The organism is Agrobacterium sp. LAD9 (genome assembly GCF_003031125.1).
Taxonomy (GTDB): Bacteria; Pseudomonadota; Alphaproteobacteria; order Rhizobiales; family Rhizobiaceae; genus Agrobacterium; species Agrobacterium radiobacter.
The window spans coordinates 92,278-114,885 of record NZ_PHGS01000010.1; the positions used below are offsets into that span (position 1 = coordinate 92,278).

The 22,608-nt window shown below is 60.5% G+C and carries 20 protein-coding genes; 5 read left to right on the plus strand and 15 right to left on the minus strand.

Annotated features, from left to right (window positions below; translation table 11 throughout):
• Positions 1-89: 89 nt before the first annotated feature.
• The 6 genes from DA915_RS12660 to graD form a co-directional block, all read right to left on the minus strand.
• Positions 90-428 (minus strand): YciI family protein, encoded by a 339-nt coding sequence (locus DA915_RS12660; protein ID WP_107675985.1) that lies wholly within the window; start codon positions 426-428, stop codon positions 90-92.
• Entirely contained in the window at positions 425-1,312 is an 888-nt protein-coding gene (gene graB, locus DA915_RS12665; protein WP_107675986.1) for a hydroxyquinol 1,2-dioxygenase, read from the minus strand. The genes DA915_RS12660 and graB overlap by 4 nt, the downstream gene beginning before the upstream one ends.
• A gap of 12 nt (positions 1,313-1,324) precedes the next feature.
• On the minus strand, positions 1,325-2,380 hold the full coding sequence (gene graC, locus DA915_RS12670; protein WP_107675987.1) for a maleylacetate reductase: 1,056 nt from the start codon (positions 2,378-2,380) through the stop codon (positions 1,325-1,327).
• Between the two features lie 3 nt (positions 2,381-2,383).
• Positions 2,384-3,367: a gamma-resorcylate decarboxylase gene (gene tsdA, locus DA915_RS12675; RefSeq protein WP_020810403.1), complete on the minus strand. Its 984-nt coding sequence runs from the start codon at positions 3,365-3,367 to the stop codon at positions 2,384-2,386.
• Positions 3,368-3,413: 46 nt separating this feature from the next.
• A complete protein-coding gene (gene graA / locus DA915_RS12680) occupies positions 3,414-4,643 on the minus strand; it encodes an FADH(2)-dependent resorcinol hydroxylase oxygenase component (RefSeq protein WP_107675988.1) in 1,230 nt (409 codons plus the stop codon).
• A 79-nt stretch (positions 4,644-4,722) separates the two neighbouring features.
• Positions 4,723-5,262, minus strand: a complete 540-nt coding sequence (graD, locus tag DA915_RS12685) for an FADH(2)-dependent resorcinol hydroxylase reductase component (RefSeq protein WP_003503955.1) — start codon at positions 5,260-5,262, stop codon at positions 4,723-4,725.
• Between the two features lie 205 nt (positions 5,263-5,467).
• Between graD and DA915_RS12690 the strand changes: the two genes are divergently transcribed.
• Both DA915_RS12690 and DA915_RS12695 read left to right on the plus strand, forming a co-directional pair.
• On the plus strand, positions 5,468-5,899 hold the full coding sequence (locus tag DA915_RS12690; RefSeq protein WP_003503954.1) for a MarR family winged helix-turn-helix transcriptional regulator: 432 nt from the start codon (positions 5,468-5,470) through the stop codon (positions 5,897-5,899).
• Between the two features lie 138 nt (positions 5,900-6,037).
• Positions 6,038-6,427, plus strand: a complete 390-nt coding sequence (locus tag DA915_RS12695) for a hypothetical protein (protein ID WP_060723717.1) — start codon at positions 6,038-6,040, stop codon at positions 6,425-6,427.
• A gap of 124 nt (positions 6,428-6,551) precedes the next feature.
• On the opposite strand, the gene DA915_RS12700 is transcribed toward DA915_RS12695, so the two are convergent.
• From DA915_RS12700 to DA915_RS12715, 4 genes are all read right to left on the minus strand, one after another.
• Positions 6,552-7,181, minus strand: coding sequence for an outer membrane protein (locus DA915_RS12700; protein ID WP_003503951.1), 630 nt, complete (start codon positions 7,179-7,181; stop codon positions 6,552-6,554).
• A gap of 288 nt (positions 7,182-7,469) precedes the next feature.
• Positions 7,470-8,867, minus strand: a complete 1,398-nt coding sequence (locus DA915_RS12705) for a HAMP domain-containing sensor histidine kinase (protein ID WP_192886480.1) — start codon at positions 8,865-8,867, stop codon at positions 7,470-7,472.
• Positions 8,868-8,902: 35 nt separating this feature from the next.
• Positions 8,903-9,577 carry a response regulator transcription factor gene (locus tag DA915_RS12710; protein WP_107675990.1) on the minus strand — a complete coding sequence of 225 codons (675 nt, stop codon included), beginning with the start codon at positions 9,575-9,577 and terminating at the stop codon, positions 8,903-8,905.
• Between the two features lie 157 nt (positions 9,578-9,734).
• Positions 9,735-10,367, minus strand: coding sequence for a TetR/AcrR family transcriptional regulator (locus DA915_RS12715; RefSeq protein WP_162687331.1), 633 nt, complete (start codon positions 10,365-10,367; stop codon positions 9,735-9,737).
• Between the two features lie 141 nt (positions 10,368-10,508).
• Here DA915_RS12715 and DA915_RS12720 point away from each other — a divergent pair, with 141 nt between their 5' ends.
• Positions 10,509-12,545 carry an NADH:flavin oxidoreductase gene (locus DA915_RS12720; RefSeq protein WP_107675991.1) on the plus strand — a complete coding sequence of 679 codons (2,037 nt, stop codon included), beginning with the start codon at positions 10,509-10,511 and terminating at the stop codon, positions 12,543-12,545.
• A gap of 78 nt (positions 12,546-12,623) precedes the next feature.
• Here DA915_RS12720 and DA915_RS12725 read toward each other — a convergent pair whose 3' ends face one another.
• From DA915_RS12725 to DA915_RS12740, 4 genes are all read right to left on the minus strand, one after another.
• Positions 12,624-13,685: an ABC transporter ATP-binding protein gene (locus tag DA915_RS12725; protein WP_107675992.1), complete on the minus strand. Its 1,062-nt coding sequence runs from the start codon at positions 13,683-13,685 to the stop codon at positions 12,624-12,626.
• The gene (locus DA915_RS12730; RefSeq protein WP_107675993.1) at positions 13,682-15,913 is read right to left on the minus strand and encodes an iron ABC transporter permease; all 2,232 of its coding nucleotides are present in this window, start codon (positions 15,911-15,913) and stop codon (positions 13,682-13,684) included. Before DA915_RS12730 ends, DA915_RS12725 begins: the two co-directional genes overlap by 4 nt.
• 85 nt (positions 15,914-15,998) lie before the next feature.
• A complete protein-coding gene (locus DA915_RS12735; protein ID WP_003503939.1) occupies positions 15,999-17,024 on the minus strand; it encodes an ABC transporter substrate-binding protein in 1,026 nt (341 codons plus the stop codon).
• Positions 17,025-17,136: 112 nt separating this feature from the next.
• The gene (locus DA915_RS12740) at positions 17,137-18,129 is read right to left on the minus strand and encodes an ABC transporter substrate-binding protein (RefSeq protein WP_035212638.1); all 993 of its coding nucleotides are present in this window, start codon (positions 18,127-18,129) and stop codon (positions 17,137-17,139) included.
• Positions 18,130-18,368: 239 nt separating this feature from the next.
• Here DA915_RS12740 and DA915_RS12745 point away from each other — a divergent pair, with 239 nt between their 5' ends.
• A complete protein-coding gene (locus tag DA915_RS12745) occupies positions 18,369-19,109 on the plus strand; it encodes a response regulator transcription factor (RefSeq protein ID WP_003503937.1) in 741 nt (246 codons plus the stop codon).
• Complete coding sequence (locus DA915_RS12750) at positions 19,106-21,211, plus strand: PAS domain-containing sensor histidine kinase (RefSeq protein WP_107675994.1); 2,106 nt, start codon at positions 19,106-19,108, stop codon at positions 21,209-21,211. Before DA915_RS12745 ends, DA915_RS12750 begins: the two co-directional genes overlap by 4 nt.
• Here DA915_RS12750 and DA915_RS12755 read toward each other — a convergent pair.
• Entirely contained in the window at positions 21,208-22,542 is a 1,335-nt protein-coding gene (locus DA915_RS12755) for an aspartate aminotransferase family protein (protein ID WP_020811944.1), read from the minus strand. The two genes, DA915_RS12750 and DA915_RS12755, sit on opposite strands and share 4 nt — an antisense overlap.
• Positions 22,543-22,608 lie beyond the last annotated feature (66 nt).

Below are 22,608 nucleotides of genomic sequence, written 5' to 3' on the forward strand. Positions count from 1 at the left end.
CGGCATCACCCGCCTTCGATTAAATGTTGCATTTGCAAAAATTGCAAATGAAATATTAACAAATGCCAAGCACATCGCGCCGACGAAATTCAGTCGGGTTCCAGCCCGGAAATTATCGACAGTGTCGGCGTCCAGCTCAAAATATGAATGCGGTTATAGACACCGTGAATGACGAATGGATCGGCATCGCTGAAGGCGATGACGTCTTCGATCGAGAGCGCCTCGGCAATGATGAGTGCAGCGGATGAGCCGCCGGCGACGGCATTCATCGGGCCGGAAGCGAGAATTCTAAACCCTTCGGCCATGGCTTCGCCATTGCGCAGATGAGCCTTGTGAGCGCTCAACTGCGCCGCGCGCTCAACCGCCGCAGCGGGATCGCTCTCGGCAAAACGCACGTAAAGCCCGGGTCGATTACTCCCGCCGCTCATCGGGCGAGCACGAAATCATGGTTCACCGACCAGAACCAGTCGCTGACGAAACCCAGATCCCGCGCCTTCTTAACATCCTCCACCCGCTGGAAATCGGCGAGCAGACTTTCCTTCACGCCGAAGACCGCATCCGAACGGATATAGGGGTCATCGGGATCGAAAATATGCGTGACGAGCGTGGTAAAGCCTTCGGCCGAAACGATATAATGCAGATGCGCCGGCCGGTAAGGATGCCGCCCCATGGCCCGCAGCAGCAGCCCGACCGGGCCATCATCCGGGATAGGATAATATTTCGGCTTCGCCGCCCGGAACCAGTAGCGCCCATCCTCGCCGGTGATGAAAACGCCGCGCAGGTTGAAATCGGGCTGGATGCCCTTCTGCTGCACGTCATAAAAACCTTCGTCATTGGCCTGCCAGACATCGATACGTGCGCCGACGACCGGCGCTCCCCCGGTATCGAGGATACGGCCGGTGACCACCATGTCCTCGCCCTTGCCATCAAGGCAGATGTTTGCACCCATCGGCATTTCCGGCGCATCGGCCACATGGAAGGGGCCGAGAACGGTCGATTCCGACGCACCGCTCGGCTTGCGATGGTTGATAGCGTCGACCAGCATGGAGACGCCGAGAATATCGGAAAACAGGATCCATTCCTGCCGCCATTCATTGCAGATCTGGCCGACCTCGGTGAGGAAATGAATGGCCTTCATCCACTCCTCCTCGGTCGGTTCAATTTCCTTCACCGCCTCGTGCAGCTTGCGCGTCACGACCGCCATGATTTCCATCAGACGCGGATCGTCACAATCGCGCATCCGCGCGATCACGGTTTCAGCCGAACGCTCCTCGACGAAGTAGCCGTCATCACTGGTCATCTTCATATCCATCGTCTCCTCCTATTACTCCGGCCGCGCGCCCTCGAAGGCGCGTTGCAAAAGGTCGCGGATCGCAGTTTTTTCGATTGGCCGCGGGCACCAGTAAGGATTGGCAGTCGCCAGCGCTGCCATGGGGTCGAGATCGTCCGACCGGACCCCAAGAGCCGCAAGGCTTGCCGGCGCGCCAAGCCGGGCGGCAAAATCATAAAGCCCGGCCCCTGCCCTGCCGCCGACAAGAGCGGCGAGCGGTGCGAGCAGATCCGGCACCGCCTGTTCCACATAGGCGATGGTGTGTGGCAGAAGCACCGCATGGGTTTCCGCATGCGGCAGGTCGAGACTGCCGCCCAGCGTGTGACAAAGCTTGTGATGCAGCGACATGCCGACGGCGCCAAGCACCGAACCGCACAGCCACGCACCATAAAGCGTGGTTTCGCGCGCCTTGATATCCCGCGGCTCGACCTTCACGCCGGGAAGGGCCTCGATCATCGCCCGCAGCCCCTCGACCGCCATCAGGCTGGCGATGGGATTGCGATCCCGCGCGTAGAGCGCCTCCGCCGCATGGGCCATGGCGTTGAGGCCGCTCGTCATGCTGATGGCGACAGGCAACCCAAGCATCAGTTCCGCATCGTAAATCACCACTTCCGGCAGGATTTCCGGCCCGCGCATGGTGGTCTTCACCCCGTTTTCCGTCTGGCCGAGAATGGGTGTCACCTCGGAACCGGCATAGGTGGTCGGGATGACGATCTGCGCCGCATCGGTGCGCAGCGCAATGGCCTTGCCGAGACCGGTGGTGGAACCGCCACCGAGCGCCACGACGCAATCCGCACCGGCGGTGCGATAGGCTTCGACCGCGTTTTTCGTCACCTCGACCGGCGTATGCATGGTTGCATCACCGAAGACACCGGCAGCAAGCTGGCCGAGCCGGGCCGCAAGCGCCTCCGCATCACCCTTCTGCTGCGGCGTGGAAAGCACCAGTGCCCGCGACAGGCCAAGGCGGCGGATTTCCTCCGCCACGCCCGCCGAGCTGCCCGCGCCGAAAACGATGCGGGCGGGAGCGGCCGTATAGACGAAAGGCTGCATGGTTCAGTGTCCGTCGAGCTTGAACAGGCGGCGCGCATTGGTGCGGCCGATCTTCACCCGGTCGGCCTCGGCAATGGTGGTCGCATTAAACCAGTCGGAGGCGTGGTCGATATTCTCGAAGGGCCAGTCGGTGGAAAACAGGATGCGATCCGCACCGATTTCCAGAATGGCGTCGATCAGCGTCTGGGTGCGGAAATTGCCCGAGGTGGTGATATGGAAATTCTCGTTGAAATAATCCACGAAACGACGCTTGGCCGGATAACGCGGCGGCAGCTTCACCCAGGCATTACGATGGTCGATGCGCCACATCATGTAAGGCAGGCCCTCGCCCATATGGCCGAGAATGATGTTGAGGCGCGGATATTCGTCAAACAGGCCTGAGGCCATGAGACGCAGCGCATGGACCGCCGTTTCCTGCGCGAAAGCCCAGGTGGGGCCGAGCAGCCAGGGATGGCCGTCATAGATGCGCGAATCCTGCGGCAGCGGATTGCGCGGATGCAGGTAGAAAGGCACGTCGAGCTTTTCGACTTCACCCCAGAACGGGCGATATTGTGGCAGATCGTAATAAAGCGGCGTCTGGCCATCGCCCTCCTGGCTGAAGCCGTTGACGAGCGCGCCGACGAAGCCGAGATCGTTGACGCAGCGCTGTAATTCCTCGGTTGCCGCATCGGGGTCCTGCAAAGGCAATGCTGCGAAGGCAAGGAAGCGATCCGGCCGCTTGGCGCATTCTTCGGCGAGAAAGTCATTCGCCCGTCGCGCGATTTCGATTGCCTTCTTCCTGTCAGGAATAGCCTGCACCGCCGGCGCATTGAGCGACAGGATCATGGTTTCGATGCCGTGCGCATCCATCAGCTTCAAGCGCGTATCCTGAATGTCGAGCAGGCGATGCTGCAATTCCTTCCAGTAGTCGCCGGGCACGAAACCGGCCGAATCCTGAAGTGTTTCCGGGATTGCGAAATGCTCCTCGAGAGCGACCTTGCCTTGCATGTAGTTTCCTCCGAATTCACTGTGTGATGTGCCGCCCGAGAGGCGATCAATATTGACCCTTGGGTTCCAGCCCGAGCATGCTCTGGCCGATCATCGTACCCACGGCATCCCAGTTCATGCTGATATGGCGACCGACCGCATTCGCATCCCGCCACGCCCGCTGCACGGGGTTGGAAAGATCGAGCCCGACGCCGCCGGTGGAATCGTTGAGCGCCTGCACGGCGCGCAGTGCCAGAGACACCGCAAAGGACTGGCCGCGACGGCTGAGAAGCCGGTCATCCACCGTAAATTCCGCCCGACCTTCGACACGAGCCTGCGCCAGTGCCTGTGCCCGGGCAACATCGCGCAGCAGGATTTCGCAGGCCGCATCGACGCTCGCCGCAGCTTCCGCAACGCGCAGCTGGATGGTCGGGAATTCGGCCATGCGATTGTTGCCGCCCGCCACCGCGCCGCGTGTGACCCGGCCGCCGACATGATCGACATAGGCGGCAAGCGCGCCCTTGGCCGCGCCGACGCCAGCCGCCGCGAGACAGGAGGGAATGCCGGTCAGAAGCGGCATGTTGAACAGGCCTTCCTCCGCATAATAATGCCCGCCGGGCGTCTTTCCGCTGGTGGCGTCGGGAAAGGTCAGAACCCGGTGTTCGGGAATAAAGACATCATCGAGAACGAGCGTCTTGGAACCCGTGCCGGCCAGGCCCACCACATGCCAGGTGTCTTCAACCACATATTGCCCGGCAGGAACGAGCAGGAAGGCCGGAACCGGTTTTCCTTCACCCCGCGGCGGCAGAATAGCGGCGCAGAGCGACCATTGTGCGTTTTCGCAGCCGGAGGCGAAGGCCCATTTGCCGCTCAGGCGGTAACCGCCATCGGCGAGCTCCGCCATCTTCACCGGCGCATAGGAACCGCACAGAAGCGCATCGGGGTTTTCACCCCAGACATCGGCCTGCGCCTCTTCCGGAAACATCGCCAGCAGCCATTGATGGGCCGACAGCAGGCCGGCAACCCAACCGGTCGACGCACAGGCGGCCGAAAGCTCGATATTAGCCTCGACCAGTTCGGCGAAATCTCCACCCTTGCCACCGAAAGCGCGAGGCTTGACGATATCAAAATATCCAATGCCGCGCAGCGCCTCGATATGGCTTGCGGGAACACGCCGGGCCTCCTCCGTCTGTCTGGCGCTCATCCGGAAAAGATCGGCTATGCCGGCGACGCGGCTTGCGAGGCGGACACGCGGGGTCGTTTGCGCCGGCAGCGGCGCATGGCTCATATCGTTCATGATTGTCTCCTTCCGGACGTTACTGGCCGGACGTTGCTGGCCGGCGGTTATCCCGCCGGAATTGTCTGAGCGGCAATGATCAGGCGGGCAGGCTCGCGGGGCTTGCGGCGCAATATTGGGCGTTTTCGTAAAGCAGCGGCCGCGTCGTCTCGCTGACATCGGCCGAAACCACCTGCCCGATAAAGACGGTATGGGTTCCATAGGGCATGGCAGCAACCCGGCGGCAGGCGATTGCGGCATGGGCCGTCGGCAGATAGAGAACGCCATTGTCATGGCGCTGCCATTGACCGTCGCGGAAACGCTCTTCCGGCGGCACCTTGCCGCTAAAGGCATCCGACAGGGCCATCTGGTCCTGCGTCAGCACATTGACGATGAAATCAGGCCGGCACAGCAGCAATTCATGCAGCAGGGTGCGATTGTTCAGGCAAACCAGCAGAGACGGCGGCTCCATCGAGACTGAAGTGACAGCCGTCACCGTCATGCCGTGGTCGCGCTGATCACCCGAAGCACACGCCGTAATGACGGTGACGGTGGCTGGAAAACGGCGCATCGTCGAACGAAAATTCTGGCCGACGCCTTCGGGTGCAAGGCCGCTCAGGCCAAACAATGCTGATGTCATGAGATCCTCCCAAATCCTGCGTTCTTATTTATTTGCGTTTGCAACATTTGTCAATGCAAATGTTTTTCGTCATTTATTGAGCGAACGAGGACCTCGCATTCCCCGTCTTGTGGGGCGAAGCTATTGAAACCGATGGATTGTGCCGGTACAGCCGATAGGCGCACATCAGCATTTGCGCAAATGGTTCTCAAACGGGGATTTGCTCGTGTCTTATCAATTCACCGACTCGGTACCCTACCTGCTCAACTGGGTGGGCGTTCGGCTTGGCGAGCGCTTTTCCGTGAGACTGGCCTCCTATGACATCACCCTGCCGATGTACCGCGTGCTGGCGACGCTGCGGCAGCAGGAGAGCAAGACGCTGACCGAGCTTTCGGACATGGTGTCTGTGGAAATTTCCACACTGTCCCGGCTCGTGGGGCTGATGGTCCGGCGCAACCTCGTTAGCCGCGAACGGCCTCTCGACAATGCACGCATCGTGCGCATCACCCTCACCCCGAAGGGTGAGGAACTGGCCGATGAACTCATGCCTATCGCCGCCATGTTCGAAAAAACCGCCATCGAAGGTCTCGATCCCACTGAGGCAAAACTTTTCAAAAGCATCCTGCGCCATATCGGCCGCAACATCGCCGGCCTCTGACACAGATAGCCGGCGAACTAGCTCTCCAGCTGAGACCGATCGGCAGTCACGGCCCGCCCAACGATCTTCCCGTGCAATGTACTTGCAACAAGCTGTTCCTATCCCTGCGGTATGTCCCCGCAGCTGAAAGGAATTTCCATGTCCAGCAGAGCATCACTCGCAGTCCCGACAGCAATTATCCTTATCGCCGGCGCGTCTATGCTGCTCACGGCCTGCGCCTCGACCGTCATGAAAAGCTATATCGGCGCGCCGATTACCAGCGTGATGCTGGACTATGGGCCGCCGGACAATATTTACAGCCTGGGTCCCGGCCAGCAGGCCTTTCAATGGCGGAAGAAAAAGACACAGGTCGTTGCCGGGTCATCGAGTGGCGAGGTGCGGACAACGCGGCGCGGTGAGCGATATGAAGTGTCGGAAACGCCAGGTTATGTCGAACGCATCGATTGCTATTATACGTTCTATACGCGCAGTTCCGGCAACGAGTGGTACGTAACAAGCTTCCGGCAGCCCTCGCTTGAATGCGAATGATCATTTCCGGATTTCATCCGGCGCCGCATGTTTTGCGGTCCATGCTATTCTACCGCCGCCTTCACGCTGAAAGCGGCGGTTTTCTTTTGAAAATTCTCCCAGGGCCTGTCATGGGGCGGGCCGATCAGAAACGATAGTTCAGGCCGGCCTTGATGACATGATCGCTGACATCGGTCTTCGACCTGCCGCTTGAAGTCGTCGTGGCCACATTTCCTGTGCTCACATAATTATATTCAAACTTTGCCGACAGGCCGCCGCCGAAGCTCTGTTCGACGCCTGCCCCGACCAGATAGCCCTGTTTCCAGCCATCGGGACCCGTCACGCCATTGCCGTCCTTGAACTTCGTCGTGGTCAGGCCGGCAGTGCCGTAAATGAGCGTCTGGTCAAGCGCCACGCCGGCCTTCATCTTGGCCGCGCCGCGGAAACGCTCCCGCAACCGGCCGTTGGGCACACGCGCCTCATTTCCGAGATAGGAACCTTCGAGTTCCGCGCCGACCACGCCCGAACCGAACTGGAAGTTATAACCGGCCTGAACACCGCCCGTCAGGCCGCGGCCGCTGGCCAATGGGTTGAATTTCGGGGAAGCGACGCCACCATGCACACCGACATAGGCCCCGCCCCAGGAGAAGGCCGGCTGACTGCCATAATCGAAGGACTGCTGCGTATTATAGTTCGTAAGATCGGCGGAATAGGCATTGCCTGCAACCGCAACAGCGACGGTCGCGGCGACAAGCGATTTCTTGATGATCGACATGAATAACTCCAGACGAAACCGATGCGCCTTCTTCCGGCGCAGCCAAGTTTCAGTTCGCGTTGAAGAACCGGAAACCGGCTCCCGTTTGTCTGCTGCGCCGGCCGACATGACGTGCGGATGCGTTCAGCAGATAAGGGGATTTTCCCAGCGAGAATTGCGCTTGCATTGCATGGAGCGCGCATTATTCAAAATAATTTATTTATTTAAACAAGTTAGAGGAATTTCCTTAACCAAATCGCAAGTAATTTCGTCATCGGAGCTCGTTCGGGCACTCGAGAATCTCATCAGCTAAACGGTGCCAGCCGCAATGCCTTTTGAGGGGATCGAGCGAATTTCGAGCCGAACACAAAAGCCGGGATCGAGATCGAGGAACAAGACACGGCCGCAATGAAGCTCCGCTGCCTTCTGGACCAGATTTAACCCAAGGCCGGCTCCAGGCGAGTTGGTGTTGATCCGATGAAACGGCTCGAATACCTGCTCGCGTTCGGAGACCGGGATGCCCGGCCCTTCATCACGGACCTCAATCGCACCTGCCGGGTCGACCCGGATCGTGATTGCGCCTCTGCCGCCCGCATGATCGATTGCATTGCGCAGGAGGTTGACGACCGCCATCTCGATAATCGATGCCTGCACCGTAAAGATGGCCGCATCCGCGCTTGGCTCGAAATCGAATTCATATCCGGCATCCATTGCTATCGGGGCAAGGTCTGTTGCGATGCGCTCGACAAGTTTATTGAGATCCCGCGGCTCCGCCGGCAGTTCCACCGCACCCACAGCCTGCATCTCCAGCAACTGATGCGCAACGCGGGTGAGGCGATCGATATCGGCCCTGATCTGATGGCTCAGCGCGTCATCGGGCAAGAGGTCGGCTCTGGTGCGTACGATTGCGATCGGCGTCCTGAGCTCATGCGCCGCATCGGCGAGAAAGCGGTTACGGCGATTATACCCGTCATCAAGCCTCGACAGCGCGACGTTGAAGGCATCGACCAGCGGGATGATTTCAAGGGGAACTTTCGAACGGTCGATACGCTCGGACCGGTTCTCGAAATCAATGGACTGCGCCTGCTTCACCGTTTCCATCAGCCCGCTCAGGGAGCGCCCGACCGCCCGCGGGGTCACGAGCAATGTCGCGATACCCGTCAGGATCAGCATGGGCACGACGGCGATGAGAATGATGAAGCCCAGCGCCGGCAGCACGGTGAGCCAGCGGATGGAGCCCTCGGCATCCTTTTCCAGGTCCAGCTGAACATTGATCCAGATACTCAGCCCGTCGTTGGGAATTCCTTCCTCCGTCCCGGCAATGAACTGAAGCCGCCCGGCGGCTGTATCGCGGTTTTCCACGGTGGCGCGGAGCGTTCCGGCCGCCTCCAGGCGTGCGCGGTCAAAACTCGGGGGAAACACCGCCGACAGGGCGGGCGGCGGGACAACCCCATATTGCAATACGATGTCATTGGCGTCGCGCACCACAAACCAGAGATTTGGATAGCGCCGTTTCAGCTCCGCCAGCTCCGGCGTTGCCGACAGTTGCGGCCTGCCCTCTCCATCCTTTGTCACGCTCTCCGCGACAATGCGGGCAGCCTCTTCATTCGCACCTTCGAGCCGTGGATCAATGACCCATATCCAGCCGATGAGAAGGATGACGAAAAGGACGAGCAGGAATGCCTGCAATGCGAAAAGGCGCTTCATCAGCCCCCATCGCAGGGATCGATCGGGCGCTCTCTTCATGTCTTCGACCGGATGAGGTAACCGATATTGCGCACGGCTCTTATTTCCACCGTGGCTTCCGCCTGCGCCAGTTTCTTCCTGATACGGGAAATGTGCGCATCGAGAGCGTTGGACTCGATCTCGTCATCGAGCGTATAGACCGCCTCGATCAGGTTCGACCGCGTGACGATGCGGTTCGGACGCCGCATCAGCGCTTCAAGAACAAGATATTCCCGACGCCGCAACTCGATGATGGAGCCGGCAATGCTGACTTCATTGGCGCGCGGGTCAATGCTCAGATTTCCGAAATGCGCATATTTGTCGGAAAGAGAAGGGCCGCGTCTGTGGAGCGCCCTGAGGCGGGCGAGCAGCTCCTCGATCGCAAAGGGTTTGGCAAGATAATCATCCGCCCCGGCATCGAGCCCATCGACACGATGATCGACACCTCCGAGCGCCGTCAAAACAAGGATGGGCACGGTATGTCTGCTCCGGCGAAGCGAAGCCACGAGGTTAAGCCCCTCGCCATCGGGAAGGCGGCGATCCAGAACCAGAACATCGTAAGACCCGTCCCGCGCAAGGGCGTCAGCGTCGCTGATGGTGCTGACATGATCAGCAAGCACATCGCGCCGGCGCAGGGCTTCGAGAAGCGCGCGCGCCATTTCGGGTTCATCCTCAAGAAGCAAGATTCGCAATGACGTTCCCCAGATGAATCCTTGCCATCCCCCACCACTGTTCGGTTAATGTTGCAGCTACATTGCAGGAGGACGGGCAGACAATTCGTCTTGTATCACCTTGCCTGTCACAATCCGACGGCATTGCGTGTGTTTTCGCGACGTCGTCGCGTCAGGTTCACGAACCCGGCCGGTACCCATGCCTCGCATAAAACCGGTCAAGCTCACGCTGCTGTGGCGCCTCGCCGGTATAGATGGCGATATAGTCCGGAATTCTCTGCATCCGCACCGACACATCTTCCTCGGACTGCATGGAAATGTAGCCGATCTGCACCAGATAGGTGGTCCGGGCACGCACATCCGCTGTGTTTTCATTGTGGCCGAACCGCACGAACATGCGGGAAAGCGCCGCCATTCTCATCTCGTCAGCCTTGCGAACCTCCGCAAGAATCTCGTCGGACTGAAGGGCCCAGCTTCGAACCGCAAATTCAAATCTGCTGTCGAAAAGCGAGGAATCCAGCCAGCAATCGAAAACATTCAGCATGGCTTCGGCCAACGTCTCGGCATAGGCTTCCGACTGCCTGACGATGTTCCCGGTATTTTTTTCCCGCCAGCGGGCGACGAGTGCGGCCAGCAGTTCCTCCCGGTCCTTGAAAAACCAGTAGAAGCTCGTGCGCGACAGATTGAGCTTTTTCGCCAATGGCAGGATTTTGACGGAATCCACGCCCGATTCCAGCAAAGCCTGATAGGCGGCCTCAAGCCACCCCTCCTGCGATCCACGCCAACCGGTTTCGTTCAATGTCGCTTCCATGACGAGTTCGTAGCAAATTGGTCTCTGCGCGACAAGCGGGATGTACACTCATGTCAAAAAGAAAGACAATTGTGTTTTGTAAATTGACACAAGTGTACATTCGCGCTTAGCCTTGGGACAGAAACCCTTTTGGAGCAGGCTATGTCGAGTGATCCCCTTCTTCAGCCCTACCAGCTAAAACACCTCACGCTGCGCAACCGCATCATCGTCACGTCGCACGAACCCGCTTATCCCGAGGACGGCATGCCGAAGGGGCGTTACCGCGCCTACACGGTGGAGCGGGCGAAGGGCGGCGTTGCGCTCACAATGACGGCCGGCTCCGCCGCTGTCTCCAGGGACAGCCCGCCCGTCTTCAACAATCTGCTCGTCTACAAGGATGAGATCGTCCCGTGGATCCGGGAAATGACCGACGCCGTGCATGAAGAGGGCGCGGCGATCATGATCCAGCTCACGCATCTCGGCCGCCGCACCCGCTGGGACAAAGGCGACTGGCTGCCGATCCTTGCGCCGTCACATCACCGCGAAGCGGCGCATCGGGCTTTTCCGAAGAAGATCGAGGACTGGGATATCGAGCGTATCATCAAGGACTTCGCCGACGCCGCGGAACGCATGAAGGCGGGTGGTATGGACGGTGTGGAGCTGGAAGCCTATGGCCATCTGATCGACCAGTTCGTCTCGCCGCTGACCAACGAACTGGACGGCCCCTATGGCGGCCCGCTTGAAAACCGCATGCGCTTCTGTCTCGACGTTTTCAGGGCGATGCGCGAACGCGTGGGCGACGATTTCATCCTCGGTGTCCGTTATACAGCCGACGAATGTCTCGAGGGCGGCACCGGAAAGGCTGAGGGCATCGAAATCGCCAGACGGTTGAAGGACAGCGGCCTTATCGATTATCTCAATGTCATCAGGGGCCATATCGACACCGACCCGGGCCTGACCGACGTCATCCCCATTCAGGGCATGGCCAACGCGCCGCATCTCGATTTCGCCGGTGAAATCCGCGCCGCGACCAGCTTCCCGACATTCCACGCCGCCAAGATCCCCGATGTCGCCACCGCCCGCCACGCCATCGCTGCCGGCAAGGTGGACATGGTGGGCATGACCCGCGCGCACATGACCGATCCGCATATCGTGCGCAAGATCATGGAAAAACGGGAGGACGATATTCGCCCCTGTGTTGGCGCCAATTACTGTCTCGACCGCATCTATCAGGGCGGTCTCGCCTTCTGCATCCATAATGCGGCAACGGGCCGTGAGGAAACCATGCCGCACGAGATACCCAAAGCGGCGGAACGCCGGAAGGTGGTGATTGTCGGCGCAGGGCCGGCCGGGCTCGAGGCCGCACGCGTCTGCGCCGAGCGCGGCCATGGGGTCGTCGTTTTCGAGGCCGCCAACAATCCCGGCGGCCAGATCCGGCTGACGGCGCAAAGCGAACGCCGCCGTGAGATGATCAGCATCATCGACTGGCGCATGAGCCAGTGCGAAAGACTGGGCGTCACCTTTCACTTCAACAACTGGGCGGAGGCGGACACGGTTCTCTCGGAGAACCCAGAGGTGGTCATCATCGCCACCGGCGGCTTGCCGCATACCGATGTGCTTTCCAGAGGCAACGATCTCGTGGTCTCGGCCTGGGATATCATTTCCGGCGACGTCAAGCCGGGAACGAATGTGCTGGTTTTCGACGACGCTGGCGACCATGCCGGCCTGCAGGCCGCCGAATGTCTGGCAAAGGCCGGGGCGAAAGTGGAGATCATGACGCCTGACCGCGCCTTCGCCCCGGAAGTCATGGCCATGAACCTCGTTCCCTATATGCGCTCCCTGCAAAAGCTCGATGTCACCTTCACCGTTACCTACCGGCTGGAAGCCGCGGAAAGAAACGGCAATCAGCTTGTCGCCCATGTCGGCAGCGATTATGGCGGCGTGACAAAATCGAGGACCGTCGACCAGATCGTCGTCAACCACGGCACGATCCCGCTGGATGACCTTTATTTCGACCTCAAGCCCGGCTCGAAGAACCTTGGCGAAATCTCCTACGACGCCCTGCTTGCGGGAACCACCCAAACGGTCGAGCGCAATCCTGATGGCGCCTACCGGCTCTTCCGGATCGGCGATGCGGTCGCCGCGCGCAATACCCATGCGGCAATCTACGATGCGCTTCGTCTGGCAAAGGACATTTGAGGCTGGCGTTCCCGACACACAGAGGCAGACCAAAGCTGCCTCTGTCGCAATGAAATCCTGAATGCGGGACCGGCGGCATCAAGCCTGAATCAAGGCGATACCCCGGTTCCTGAACCCCAGCGTCACGTCGCTCGCCGCCGGCAGGCTGGTCTCCACGGCATGATCGACAATGAATAGCGTACCGATATCGGTTTCCACCTCATATTCGACGTGACCGCCGAGATAGGCGCTGTGCAACACCCGCCCGGCCAGCCCCTGCCCGCCCGGCTGTCCAATGGAAATCGAGCCGGGACGAACCGCGAGTTTGGCCGGGCCTGGCCGGGCATTGCGGGCCGAGACCCGATGATCGATCCCGCCGACACGGATCAGCGCATCGGCGCCCTCAACGCCGATGACCTCGCAACTGACGACATTGGCCTCACCCATGAAATCGGCGATGAAGGCGGAGGCCGGCGCTTCGTAGAGATCGCGTGGCGCACCCGACTGAGCGATCTCGCCATCCTTCATCACGATGATCCGGTCGGAAACAGCCAGCGCCTCATCCTGATCATGCGTGACATAGACGGCAGTAAAGCCAAGCCGCTGCTGCAATTCGCGGATTTCGGTGCGGACCTGGCGGCGAAGGCGGGCATCGAGGTTGGAAAGCGGTTCATCCAGCAGCAGCACCTGCGGCTCCAGCACCAGAGCGCGGGCGACCGCGACACGCTGCTGCTGGCCGCCGGAAAGTTCGGCCGGAAGACGGTGCCCCATGCCGGCAAGGCCGACAAGCTTCAACCCCTCTTCCGCCTTTTCCCGCGCCTCTGCCTTGCGCAGCCCGGAGGATTGCAGACCGTAGGCGACGTTATCGAGCGCCGTCATGTGCGGGAAAAGCGCATAGGACTGGAAGACCATCGAGACATCGCGCTCATTGGCGGGCAGCATGGTCACATCCTTGTCGCCGATCAGGATACGCCCGTTGGTCGGATGTTCGAGGCCCGCCAGCATGCGCAGCGTCGTCGTCTTGCCGCAACCGGAGGGGCCGAGCAACGTCACCAGCGTGCCGGGCTCGATGGTGAGCGACAGGTCGGGAATGGCGGTGAAAGCGCCGAAGGTCTTGCGGACATTCTGGAAGGTGACGGAACCGGGCTTTACGGAAATCATGCGGTTTTCTCCTGGGCAAGAGGAACGGAGGAAGTGGAGGGCAGGCCGGCGACGCGGTTTTCGCGCCGCAGGCGACGCTCGCCGACAATGAGCTGGAAGCCGGTAATGACGGTGATCATCACCACGATCAGCATGGAGGAATAGGCGATCGCCACCCCATATTCGCCATTCTCGACAAGGCCGACGATGTAGGAGGTCGCCATGTTGTATTCGGCGCTGACGAGGAAGATGACGGCGCTGATCGAGGTGATGGCGCGGACGAAGGAATAGACCAGCGCGGCCGTGATCGCGGGCCTGAGCAGCGGCAGAATGACCTTGCGGATGGTGCGGAAACTATTGGCCCGCAGCGTCAACGAAGCCTCGTCGAGGCTCTTGTCGAGCTGGCTCATCGCCGCAATGCCGCCGCGCACGCCGACCGGCATGTTGCGGAACACGAAGCAGGCGATCAGGATCAGCGCCGAGCCCGTCATTTCCACCGGTGGCAGGTTGAAGGCCATGATGTAGCTGACGCCGATAACCGTGCCGGGAATGGCGAAGCTCATCATAAGCGCGAATTCGAAGAGGTTCCGCCCGGCAAATTTCTGCCGCACGATGATATAGGCGGTCAAAAGACCGACGGCAGCGGTCAATGGCGCAGAAACCAGCGCGATCTTCATGGTCGTCCAGAACGAGTTCCAGGCTACACCGGTCCAGGCGATCGAGCCATTGGAGAAGCTGACGGAAAAGGCGCGGATGTAGTGGTCGAAGGTCAGGGAATTGTCGAGACCCCAGGTCTTCACGAAACCGCCCACAAGGATCATGCCATAAACAACGATGGTGAAGATCATCCATGGCACGACGACGGCGTGGACGCCGATGGACAGCCCGCGCGGAAGCGCGATATGCGCGCCGCTGTCGCCCTTCCCCGTCACCGTCGCGAAATTCTTGCCTGCCAGCCAGAAACGCTGGGCAAGGAAGGCCGAAAGCGTGAAGCACAGCAGGATGATCGCCAGAACCGCGGCGCGGGACGGATCATTCTGTGAGCCGACAACGGCGAAGAAGATTTCCGTCGACAGAACACCATGCGTGCCGCCGAGCACCAGCGGATTGCCGAAATCCGCCATGCTCTCGATGAAGCCGATCAGGAAGGCATTGGCGAGACCGGGCTTCATCAGCGGCAGCGACACCCGCCAGAAGGTGCGCCAGCGGTCGGCACGCAGCGTCTGCGAGGCTTCTTCCATCGACGGGCTGACACCTTCGACGACGCCGATCAGCACCAGAAACGAGATGGGCGTGAAGGAAAGGACCTGCGCAATCCAGATGCCGGTCATGCCATAAAGCCAGCGGCCCGGTTCGATACCGAAGAGATAGGAAAGCCATTCGGTGACGACGCCGGCGCGACCGAAAAGCAGCGTCAAAGCAAGGCCGATGACGAAAGGCGGCGTGATGATCGGCAGAACCGTCAGAAGCCGCAGGCCCTTCTTGAAGGGAAAGCGCGTGCGGGTGGCGATCAATGCAAAGCCAAGGCCGAGCACGGTCGAACCGAAGGCGGTCATCAGGGCGAGGAACAGCGTGCGCCAGGCAACACCGCAACGCTCTTCACCTGTGACGCAACCGAGGCTCCAGATGCCGGGATCCTTGATATTGCGGATGAAGCCATCGGCGTTGAAGGAGCCGTCGAAATCCTGAACGGACGCAACCAACATGCTGCCGATCGGATAGAAGACAAAAACCGTGACGAGGAAAACCAGAACGGAAATGGCGCCGACGACGAAGGCATCGCCTTTCATGACGCCGCGTTCGGCAAGGCCGAAGGCAAAAAGAAGCACGAAGACGAACGACATGACAACGGCGCCGGCACCCATGGACGGTTGGCCATCGGCAAGCATGCCGAAGAGGTTTTCGCTCACCGTCCAGCTCCAGCCGGTAAAGCCGATGGCCAGCCCCTGCAAGGCGAGGAAAACAAGTCCGACGGCTCCGATAATCGCAAGAAGCCTGCCACGTCGCATCGGATCACGGATAGGCCGGACAAGGCATGCGGCGAGGAAAAAGACAATCACGCCGACAAGCCATGGTTTGCCATAGGACAATATCTGCAGCACACCGGGCGCATTGCTGGCCGACGAGAAAAATCCGGATAGCCAGCGAAAGCTGAAAAAGCCGCCTTCAATGCGATACCAGGGAAGAAAGACCAGGGCAAAAGCCCCGAGCGCCAGGACCATGTCCAGCCTGCGATTGCCACGTGTCATGGCCGACCTCGCTTATTTCATGCCGATGAAAGAGTGGCGGACACCCCGGCTTTAAAAGCCGGGATGCCGATCGCCGGAGTTCAGATCAGTTCGCGACCGCACCAACCTCACGGTCCCAGCGTTCCAGCAGCGCCTTGCGCTTGGCCGGATCGCCATAGGTCTTGAAGTCGTAGTCGATGAGCTTGATGTCTTCGAACTTCGGCGCTTCCTTGGGCACTTCCGCCGTCTTGTTGGAGGGAAGCTGGAAGGACTTGGCGTCCTTCATGCGCGACTGCACTTCCGGCTTCAGCGCCCAGTCGTACCAGGTCTTCGCATTGTCGAGATTGCGGGCGCCCTTGATGATCGACATGGAGCCGATCTCGTAACCCGTGCCTTCGCAGGGCGCGATTGATTTGACCGGGAAGCCTTCCGCCGTCTGCGCCACCGCATCATGCATGAAGACGATGCCGAGCGCGGTTTCGCCACGCGCCGCCGCCTTGACCGGTGCCGAACCGGACTTGGTATATTGCGAGATATTGGCGTTGAGCTTCTTCAGATAGTCGATCGCCTGATCCTCGCCCATGATCTGCACGAGCGACGCCAGCGCCGTATAGGCGGTGCCAGACGAATTCGGATTGGCGATCTGGATTTCGCCCTTCAGCTCCGGCGCCAGCAGATCGGCCCAGCACTTCGGCTCCTTGTAGCCCTTGGACTTGAAGATTTCAGTGTTGTAGCCCCAGCCCAGCGCGCCGGCATAAACGCCGACAGTCCTGTAACCGGTGCTTTCCGCCTGTTTTACGGCCCAGTCCTGCAGCTGATCCAGCATCGGCGATTTGTATTCGAGCGTCAGGTTCTCGGATGCCGCCTGCATGTGCGGATCGCCGGTGCCGGCCCACCAGATGTCGGTCTTCGGGTTGCGGGCTTCCGCGCGCACCTTGGCATAGGTCTCGCCCGAAGACAGGCGCACCATATTGACCTTGATGTCGTGTGACTTTTCGAAATCGCCCTTCATCTGTTCGCAGATGACGACATCGGCCGAGCAGATCAGGTTAAGTTCGCCTGCCGCCTGCGCCGATACGGCGCTGAGCGCCGTACCGGCAAAAAGCAGGGTGGAAAGTATTGTCAGTCGCATGGTTATCCTCCTGTAGCTTGCGTCTGAATTCTTGGCAGTACGCAGACATGGCGCTGCCGGTCGCGGCACCTTGCGGCGCGCGCGCTGTCTTTTGGGATGTTGGTTTTCTGCCCTACTGGGTCGGGTGGATTTCGCTGTCGAAGCGGCTCAATAGCCGACTTCGCTCTTCAGGCTGGCCGAAGGTGGCGAAGTCGTAATCCACCATCTTGATCATCGATATGTCAGGTGCGGTCAGTGGCAATGTCGCCCGGGCATTGGAAGGCACCTGGTTCTGGCCGGCCGCAGCCCCGGTCGCCTGCCCTTGCGGGCTCAGCGCAAATTCCACGAAGCTTTGCGCAAGGGCAGGATTGCGATTGCCCTTGACGATGCTGACGGCCCCGATTTCATAACCGGTGCCCTCGCACGGCGCGACGATGACAAGCGGGAAACCCTCGATCTTCTGGGTCACGGCATCATGCATGAAGGAAATCCCGATCAAGATCTCGCCCCGCGCCGCCGCCTTGACCGGCGCTGCACCAACCTTGGTATAGCTCACGACGTTCTGGTTGAGCTTTGCCATGAAACCAAAAGCCTCCTCCTCGCCAAACAGCTGGACGAGAGTGGCCAGCATGGTGAAAGCCGTACCGGAGTAGTTCGGATTGCCAGTCAGGATATGGCCGCGATAAACATCCTTCGCCAAGTCCTTCCAGCAGGTCGGCGCCGGCAGATTGTTCTTCGCAAGCAGTTCCGAATTATAGGCAAAACCCAGCGCGCCGGCATAGATTCCGGCAGACCGAGACCCAGACATCACGGAGAAATTCTGCGCCCAGGGCAGCAAATCTTGCTGATGGACGGGCCGGTATTCATCCAGCAACCCTTCCGAACCCGCCTGCAAATGGGTGTCGCCGGTACCACCCCACCAGACATCAACCGTGGGATGGGATCGTTCGGCGCGGATCTGATCGAGGATTTCGCCGGTGCTCTTCCGCACCATTGATATCTCGAGACCGACCTTGGCTTCGAAAGCCCGCTTCATGGTCAAACACCAGGCCTCGTCGACGCCGCACAGGACGTTCAACTTCGGCTCGGCCATGCCATGCCCTGCGCCGCACAGCCATAGGACCATGCTCGCCGCAAGTGCGGTCAATGCTTTCAATTAAGCCTCCCTGCCTGGAACCTCCCCGTTCCAGTCTCCACCAACAGCATGTCACATCCAGCCCGCACCGCAATCGAAGAATGGTTACCAATCTTTCACCGCACCGCCGAACAAGATTACAGTTATTACAATTATGACAGGGGAGATAACCAGCGAACCTTTGAAGATCGCCGCCGTCGCGCCTATGATGACAGCGGGAGGAATATGCAGTGCTTAATCAGAAGGTTCGCATTCTGATCGTCGAGGACGATCCGGATATGGCCGAGCTCATCTCGGACCTCATCGAGGCGGAGGGCTGGCTGCCCACCTGCGCGCGCTCCGCCGAGGAGGCGGATGAGATATTGGCAAAGGACAGGATGGAGCTCGTCCTCGTCGACCACAATCTGCCCGGCACATCCGGGCGCACCTTTGCCCAGCGGCTGCGCAGCCAGATCGACATCGGTATCGTCATGGTCACCGCCGCCGGCAGTGCTGCCGATAGGGTACTCGGTCTTGAAACCGCCGCCGATGATTATGTGGTCAAACCCTTCGAACCGATCGAACTCACGGCGCGGATCAAAGCCGTCCTGCGGCGAACAATCCCGTCGCTGAAACAGGACAAGGACAGCGAGCGGGACCACGGCCGCACAGCGCTGCGCCTCGGCGACTGGGCGATCGATCTCGATGCGCGCCGCGCCGTCTGCCTCGCTGACCGCAGCCGCACGCTTACCAGTGCCGAATTCGCACTTCTGGAAATTCTCGCAGAAACACCCAACCAGCCCGTCAGCCGCTCCCAGATTCTCGACAGGCTGGGTTCGGAAAGCGACCGTTATATCGACCGAAATGTCGACGTGCTGGTGCTGCGGCTCAGGCGCAAGATCGAGCGTAACCCGGATCTTCCACGTCACATCAAGACGCGACGCGGCAAGGGTTATGTCCTGCATACCGATGAGGGCGAGCTTTCCCCGTGATCAGCCGCTCCTTCCTTTCCTCCATCGCCTTTCGCCTGCCCTTTGCGATCGTCTTTACCTGCATCCTCGTCTTCAGCCTTTCCGCCATCGCCATTTACGGCCTGCAGCGCGCCCGCGATGAAATGGCAGCCTACGGCTTGCAGGCCTTTTCCAGTCTCGCCAAGGCCTCACTGGTCTCGCGGCAGGTCTCCGATCTCGTCTCCAGCGCCCCGTTTCTGATGAATGCCGCCTCGCCCTATCGCGTTTCCAGCGAAAGCCGCTCCGTGGTCCAGCAGGTCGACCTGCTGTTGCAGATGACGGGTCCAGACAGCGGCGAACGGGCCGCACGCGGTTTTGCGAGCGAGCGTATCGTTGAACTGCTCCAGCTTATCAGGGCGCAGACACTGGATCTCGCAAAGGATGCCGACGCGGCGCAGGGGCACAAGGCGGAAGCGGCAGCAGCGCTCGGCGAAATCGCCACCGGTCAGGGCATCCTCGATCCGGAACTGCGTCGAAGAATGAACGGCATCGTGCAGGCCGCATCCGCATCCGACAGCCTTTTCCAGCTTGGCGAACTGCGCCGCCGCTACGTGGCGGAAACAACGGCGCGCCAGCAGGGTTATCCGGGCGAGCGCCTGCCTGTCGCCGAACTGCGGCCCTATGAGCGGGTATTCGAGGCCCAGAGCCGTTACCTTCTGGAAATGTTCGCGATCCGCGCCTCTGTCTCCCGGCTTCACACCGTCTCGCGCGATCTTTCCCATGTGACCGAAACCCAGGGTGACGCTGTTGCGCGAAGCCTGAACGAAGACCTGATCTCGACCTCCGATGCTCTCAACCGGCTACTGATCATTGTCGCCGTGGCCTCCCTTCTGGTTCTCATCGTGGCAATCTTCTCGATCCGCTCAGTGATGCGTGTCTCGCGCGGGATCGTGACGCTCTCCAACGGCATGAATGCCCTCGCCAAGGGGGAAAAGGACGTCGGGCCGCCCTCCTATACGGGTCCCGAGACGGAGTTGATCCGGCTGCTCGATGCATTCCGCGCCTTCCACGACAGCGTCGATCGCGTCTCGCGCCTCAGGCGCACGGCGGAAGCGGCGGCCCGCACCATCCGCTCGACCTTCCGCAACATGAATGAGGGAATAGCGCTGTTCGATCCGGCTGGCAGACCAATCACCATGAACCGCCGCATCATCGAACTCGTCGGACGCTCCGGCTCGTCGCGAAAACTGCCGCTTCGCCGGTTTGTCGAACCTATCCCGGAAATCGACCCGGCTCTACTGCCCTTCGATACAGAGCCGGGGGAGTTGCTCGACCGCGCAGTCGTGCGCCATCGCACTGACGATCAGCGGGTGATCGAAGTCTCGATGTCACGCCAGCCGGATGGCGGCATCGTGCTGCTCGCCCGCGATGTGACCGCTCTCGACCGTCAGGAAGCGGAAGCCGTGAAGGCCCAACGGCTTGATGGCATTATGCGCATGACCCACCAGCTCAGCCATGAAATGGGCAACATGATCGGCATCATCACCGGCAGCCTCGGCCTTCTGGAACGGGAAGCCGGTTTCAACGATCGCCAGAAGCGGCACATCGCCCGTATCCGCAAGGCGGCAGACCGCGGCCGGTCTCTGGCCACCAGCATGCTCACCATCGGCAGCCAGCAGCCGATCCACCCAAGCGTCATCAATGTCGCAAGCCTGCTGCGGGGCATGGCCGATATTCTGGAAATCGCCGTCGGCCCCAAATGCCGGATCGCGCTTGATACCGATGACAATCTTCCCTCGATACCGCTGGACCCTGCCCTCTTCGAGCAATCCATTCTCAATCTATGCCTCAATGCCGCAGCCGCCATGCCCGATGGCGGCCTGATTTCGATCGAGGCCGCCTCTGGAAAAGATACGCTGGTGATCACCGTCACCGACGAGGGCATCGGCATGACGCCGGAGGCCGTGGACAAGGCGTTCGAGCCCTATTTCACCACGCGGGGCGACCATGGCGGTGCGGGCCTTGGCCTCGCCATGGTCTACGGGTTCGTCCGCCAGAGCGGCGGTGAAGCGCATATCAGTTCCAGACCCGGCGAAGGCGCAAGGGTGGAACTGACGTTCCCGGCAAATGCCGGCCACACCTAGCGGGCAAGCTGTGCGGATTCGATAGAATCCGCCAGTATCTCCAGCCCAAGGTCGATTTCCGAATCCGATACCGTCAGCGCCGGCGCAATGCGGAAAACGCCGCCCATGCCGGGCAGCTTGACGATGTTCATGCTGAGGCCACGCAACATCGCCTCCTGCATGATGCGCGCGCCAAGTTCGAAACCCGGGGCTTTCGTATGCCGGTCTGCGACGACTTCAAGTCCGAGCAAAAGCCCGCGCCCGCGCACATCTCCAACGCATTCGAACCGTTGCTGCAGCGAGAGCAGCCCCTCCTTCAAACGATTTCCGCGGGCAATCGCCTGTTCCACCAGACCATCTCGCGCCACCACATCGAGAACCGTCACGCCGACAGCCGCCGGCAGGGGATCGGAAACATGGGTCGTATAGAACAGAAAACCCCTCTCGAAAGCCTTCTGCTCGACCTCCGCACGCGTCATCACCGCCGCAAGCGGCAAGCCGGCGCCGAGCGTCTTCGACAGCGTCATGATATCAGGCGTCACGCCATCGCGCTGAAAGGCGAACATGTTTCCGGTCCGGCCGACGCCGGTTTGCGCCTCATCGAGGATGAGCAACATGCCCCGCTCCTCGCACTTTTTCTTCAGGGCAGCGAGATAACCGAGGGGCAATTCGAGGATACCGCCGCTCGACAGGATCGGTTCGGCAATGAAGGCGGCGAGATTGCCCGTCGACTGGCGATCGATCAATTCGAAGGCATCGTCAAGCTCCGCCTGCCAGTCATTCGATCCATCGGGGTTCTTGAAGCGCGGACGATAGGCATTCGGAGCGGGAATAACGAGTGAGCCGGCCGTCGCCGGGCCATAACCCCGGCGGCCGGCACTATAGGTGGCGGAGGCCGCAGCGCCGGTCATGCCGTGCCAGCTCTGTGCGAAAGCGACGATCTCATGCCCGCCGGTCACGAGCTTTGCCATGCGGATTGCCGCTTCGTTGGATTCAGCGCCTGTTGTCAGCAATTGCACGCGATCGAGACCCGGCGCCAGAGCCGCCAGCCGCGCCGCAAGTTCAACGACCGGGCGGGACAACATGCCGGAAAACAGATGCGCAACCGATGCCATCTGCCGGTTGACGGTGGCGACAATATCCGGATGGGTATGTCCGAGCAAAGCGCTCATCTGGCCGGAGGTGAAATCGAGAATGGCGCGGCCATCCGCATCATAAACGAAACTTCCCTCGGCCCGCTCGACGATGATCTCCTCAAAGGCGGGTCCGTAACGGGTCAGGTGTTTATTGGCAGCGTCCCAGAATGCCGGTTCGTCGTTGAGCGAGGCGAAGTTTTCAGCGAGATTGTCCATGGCTCGTTCCCCAAAGTTTATCTTGCCGAAACATAACAACCCATTGCCACCCCGGTCCAATTGATA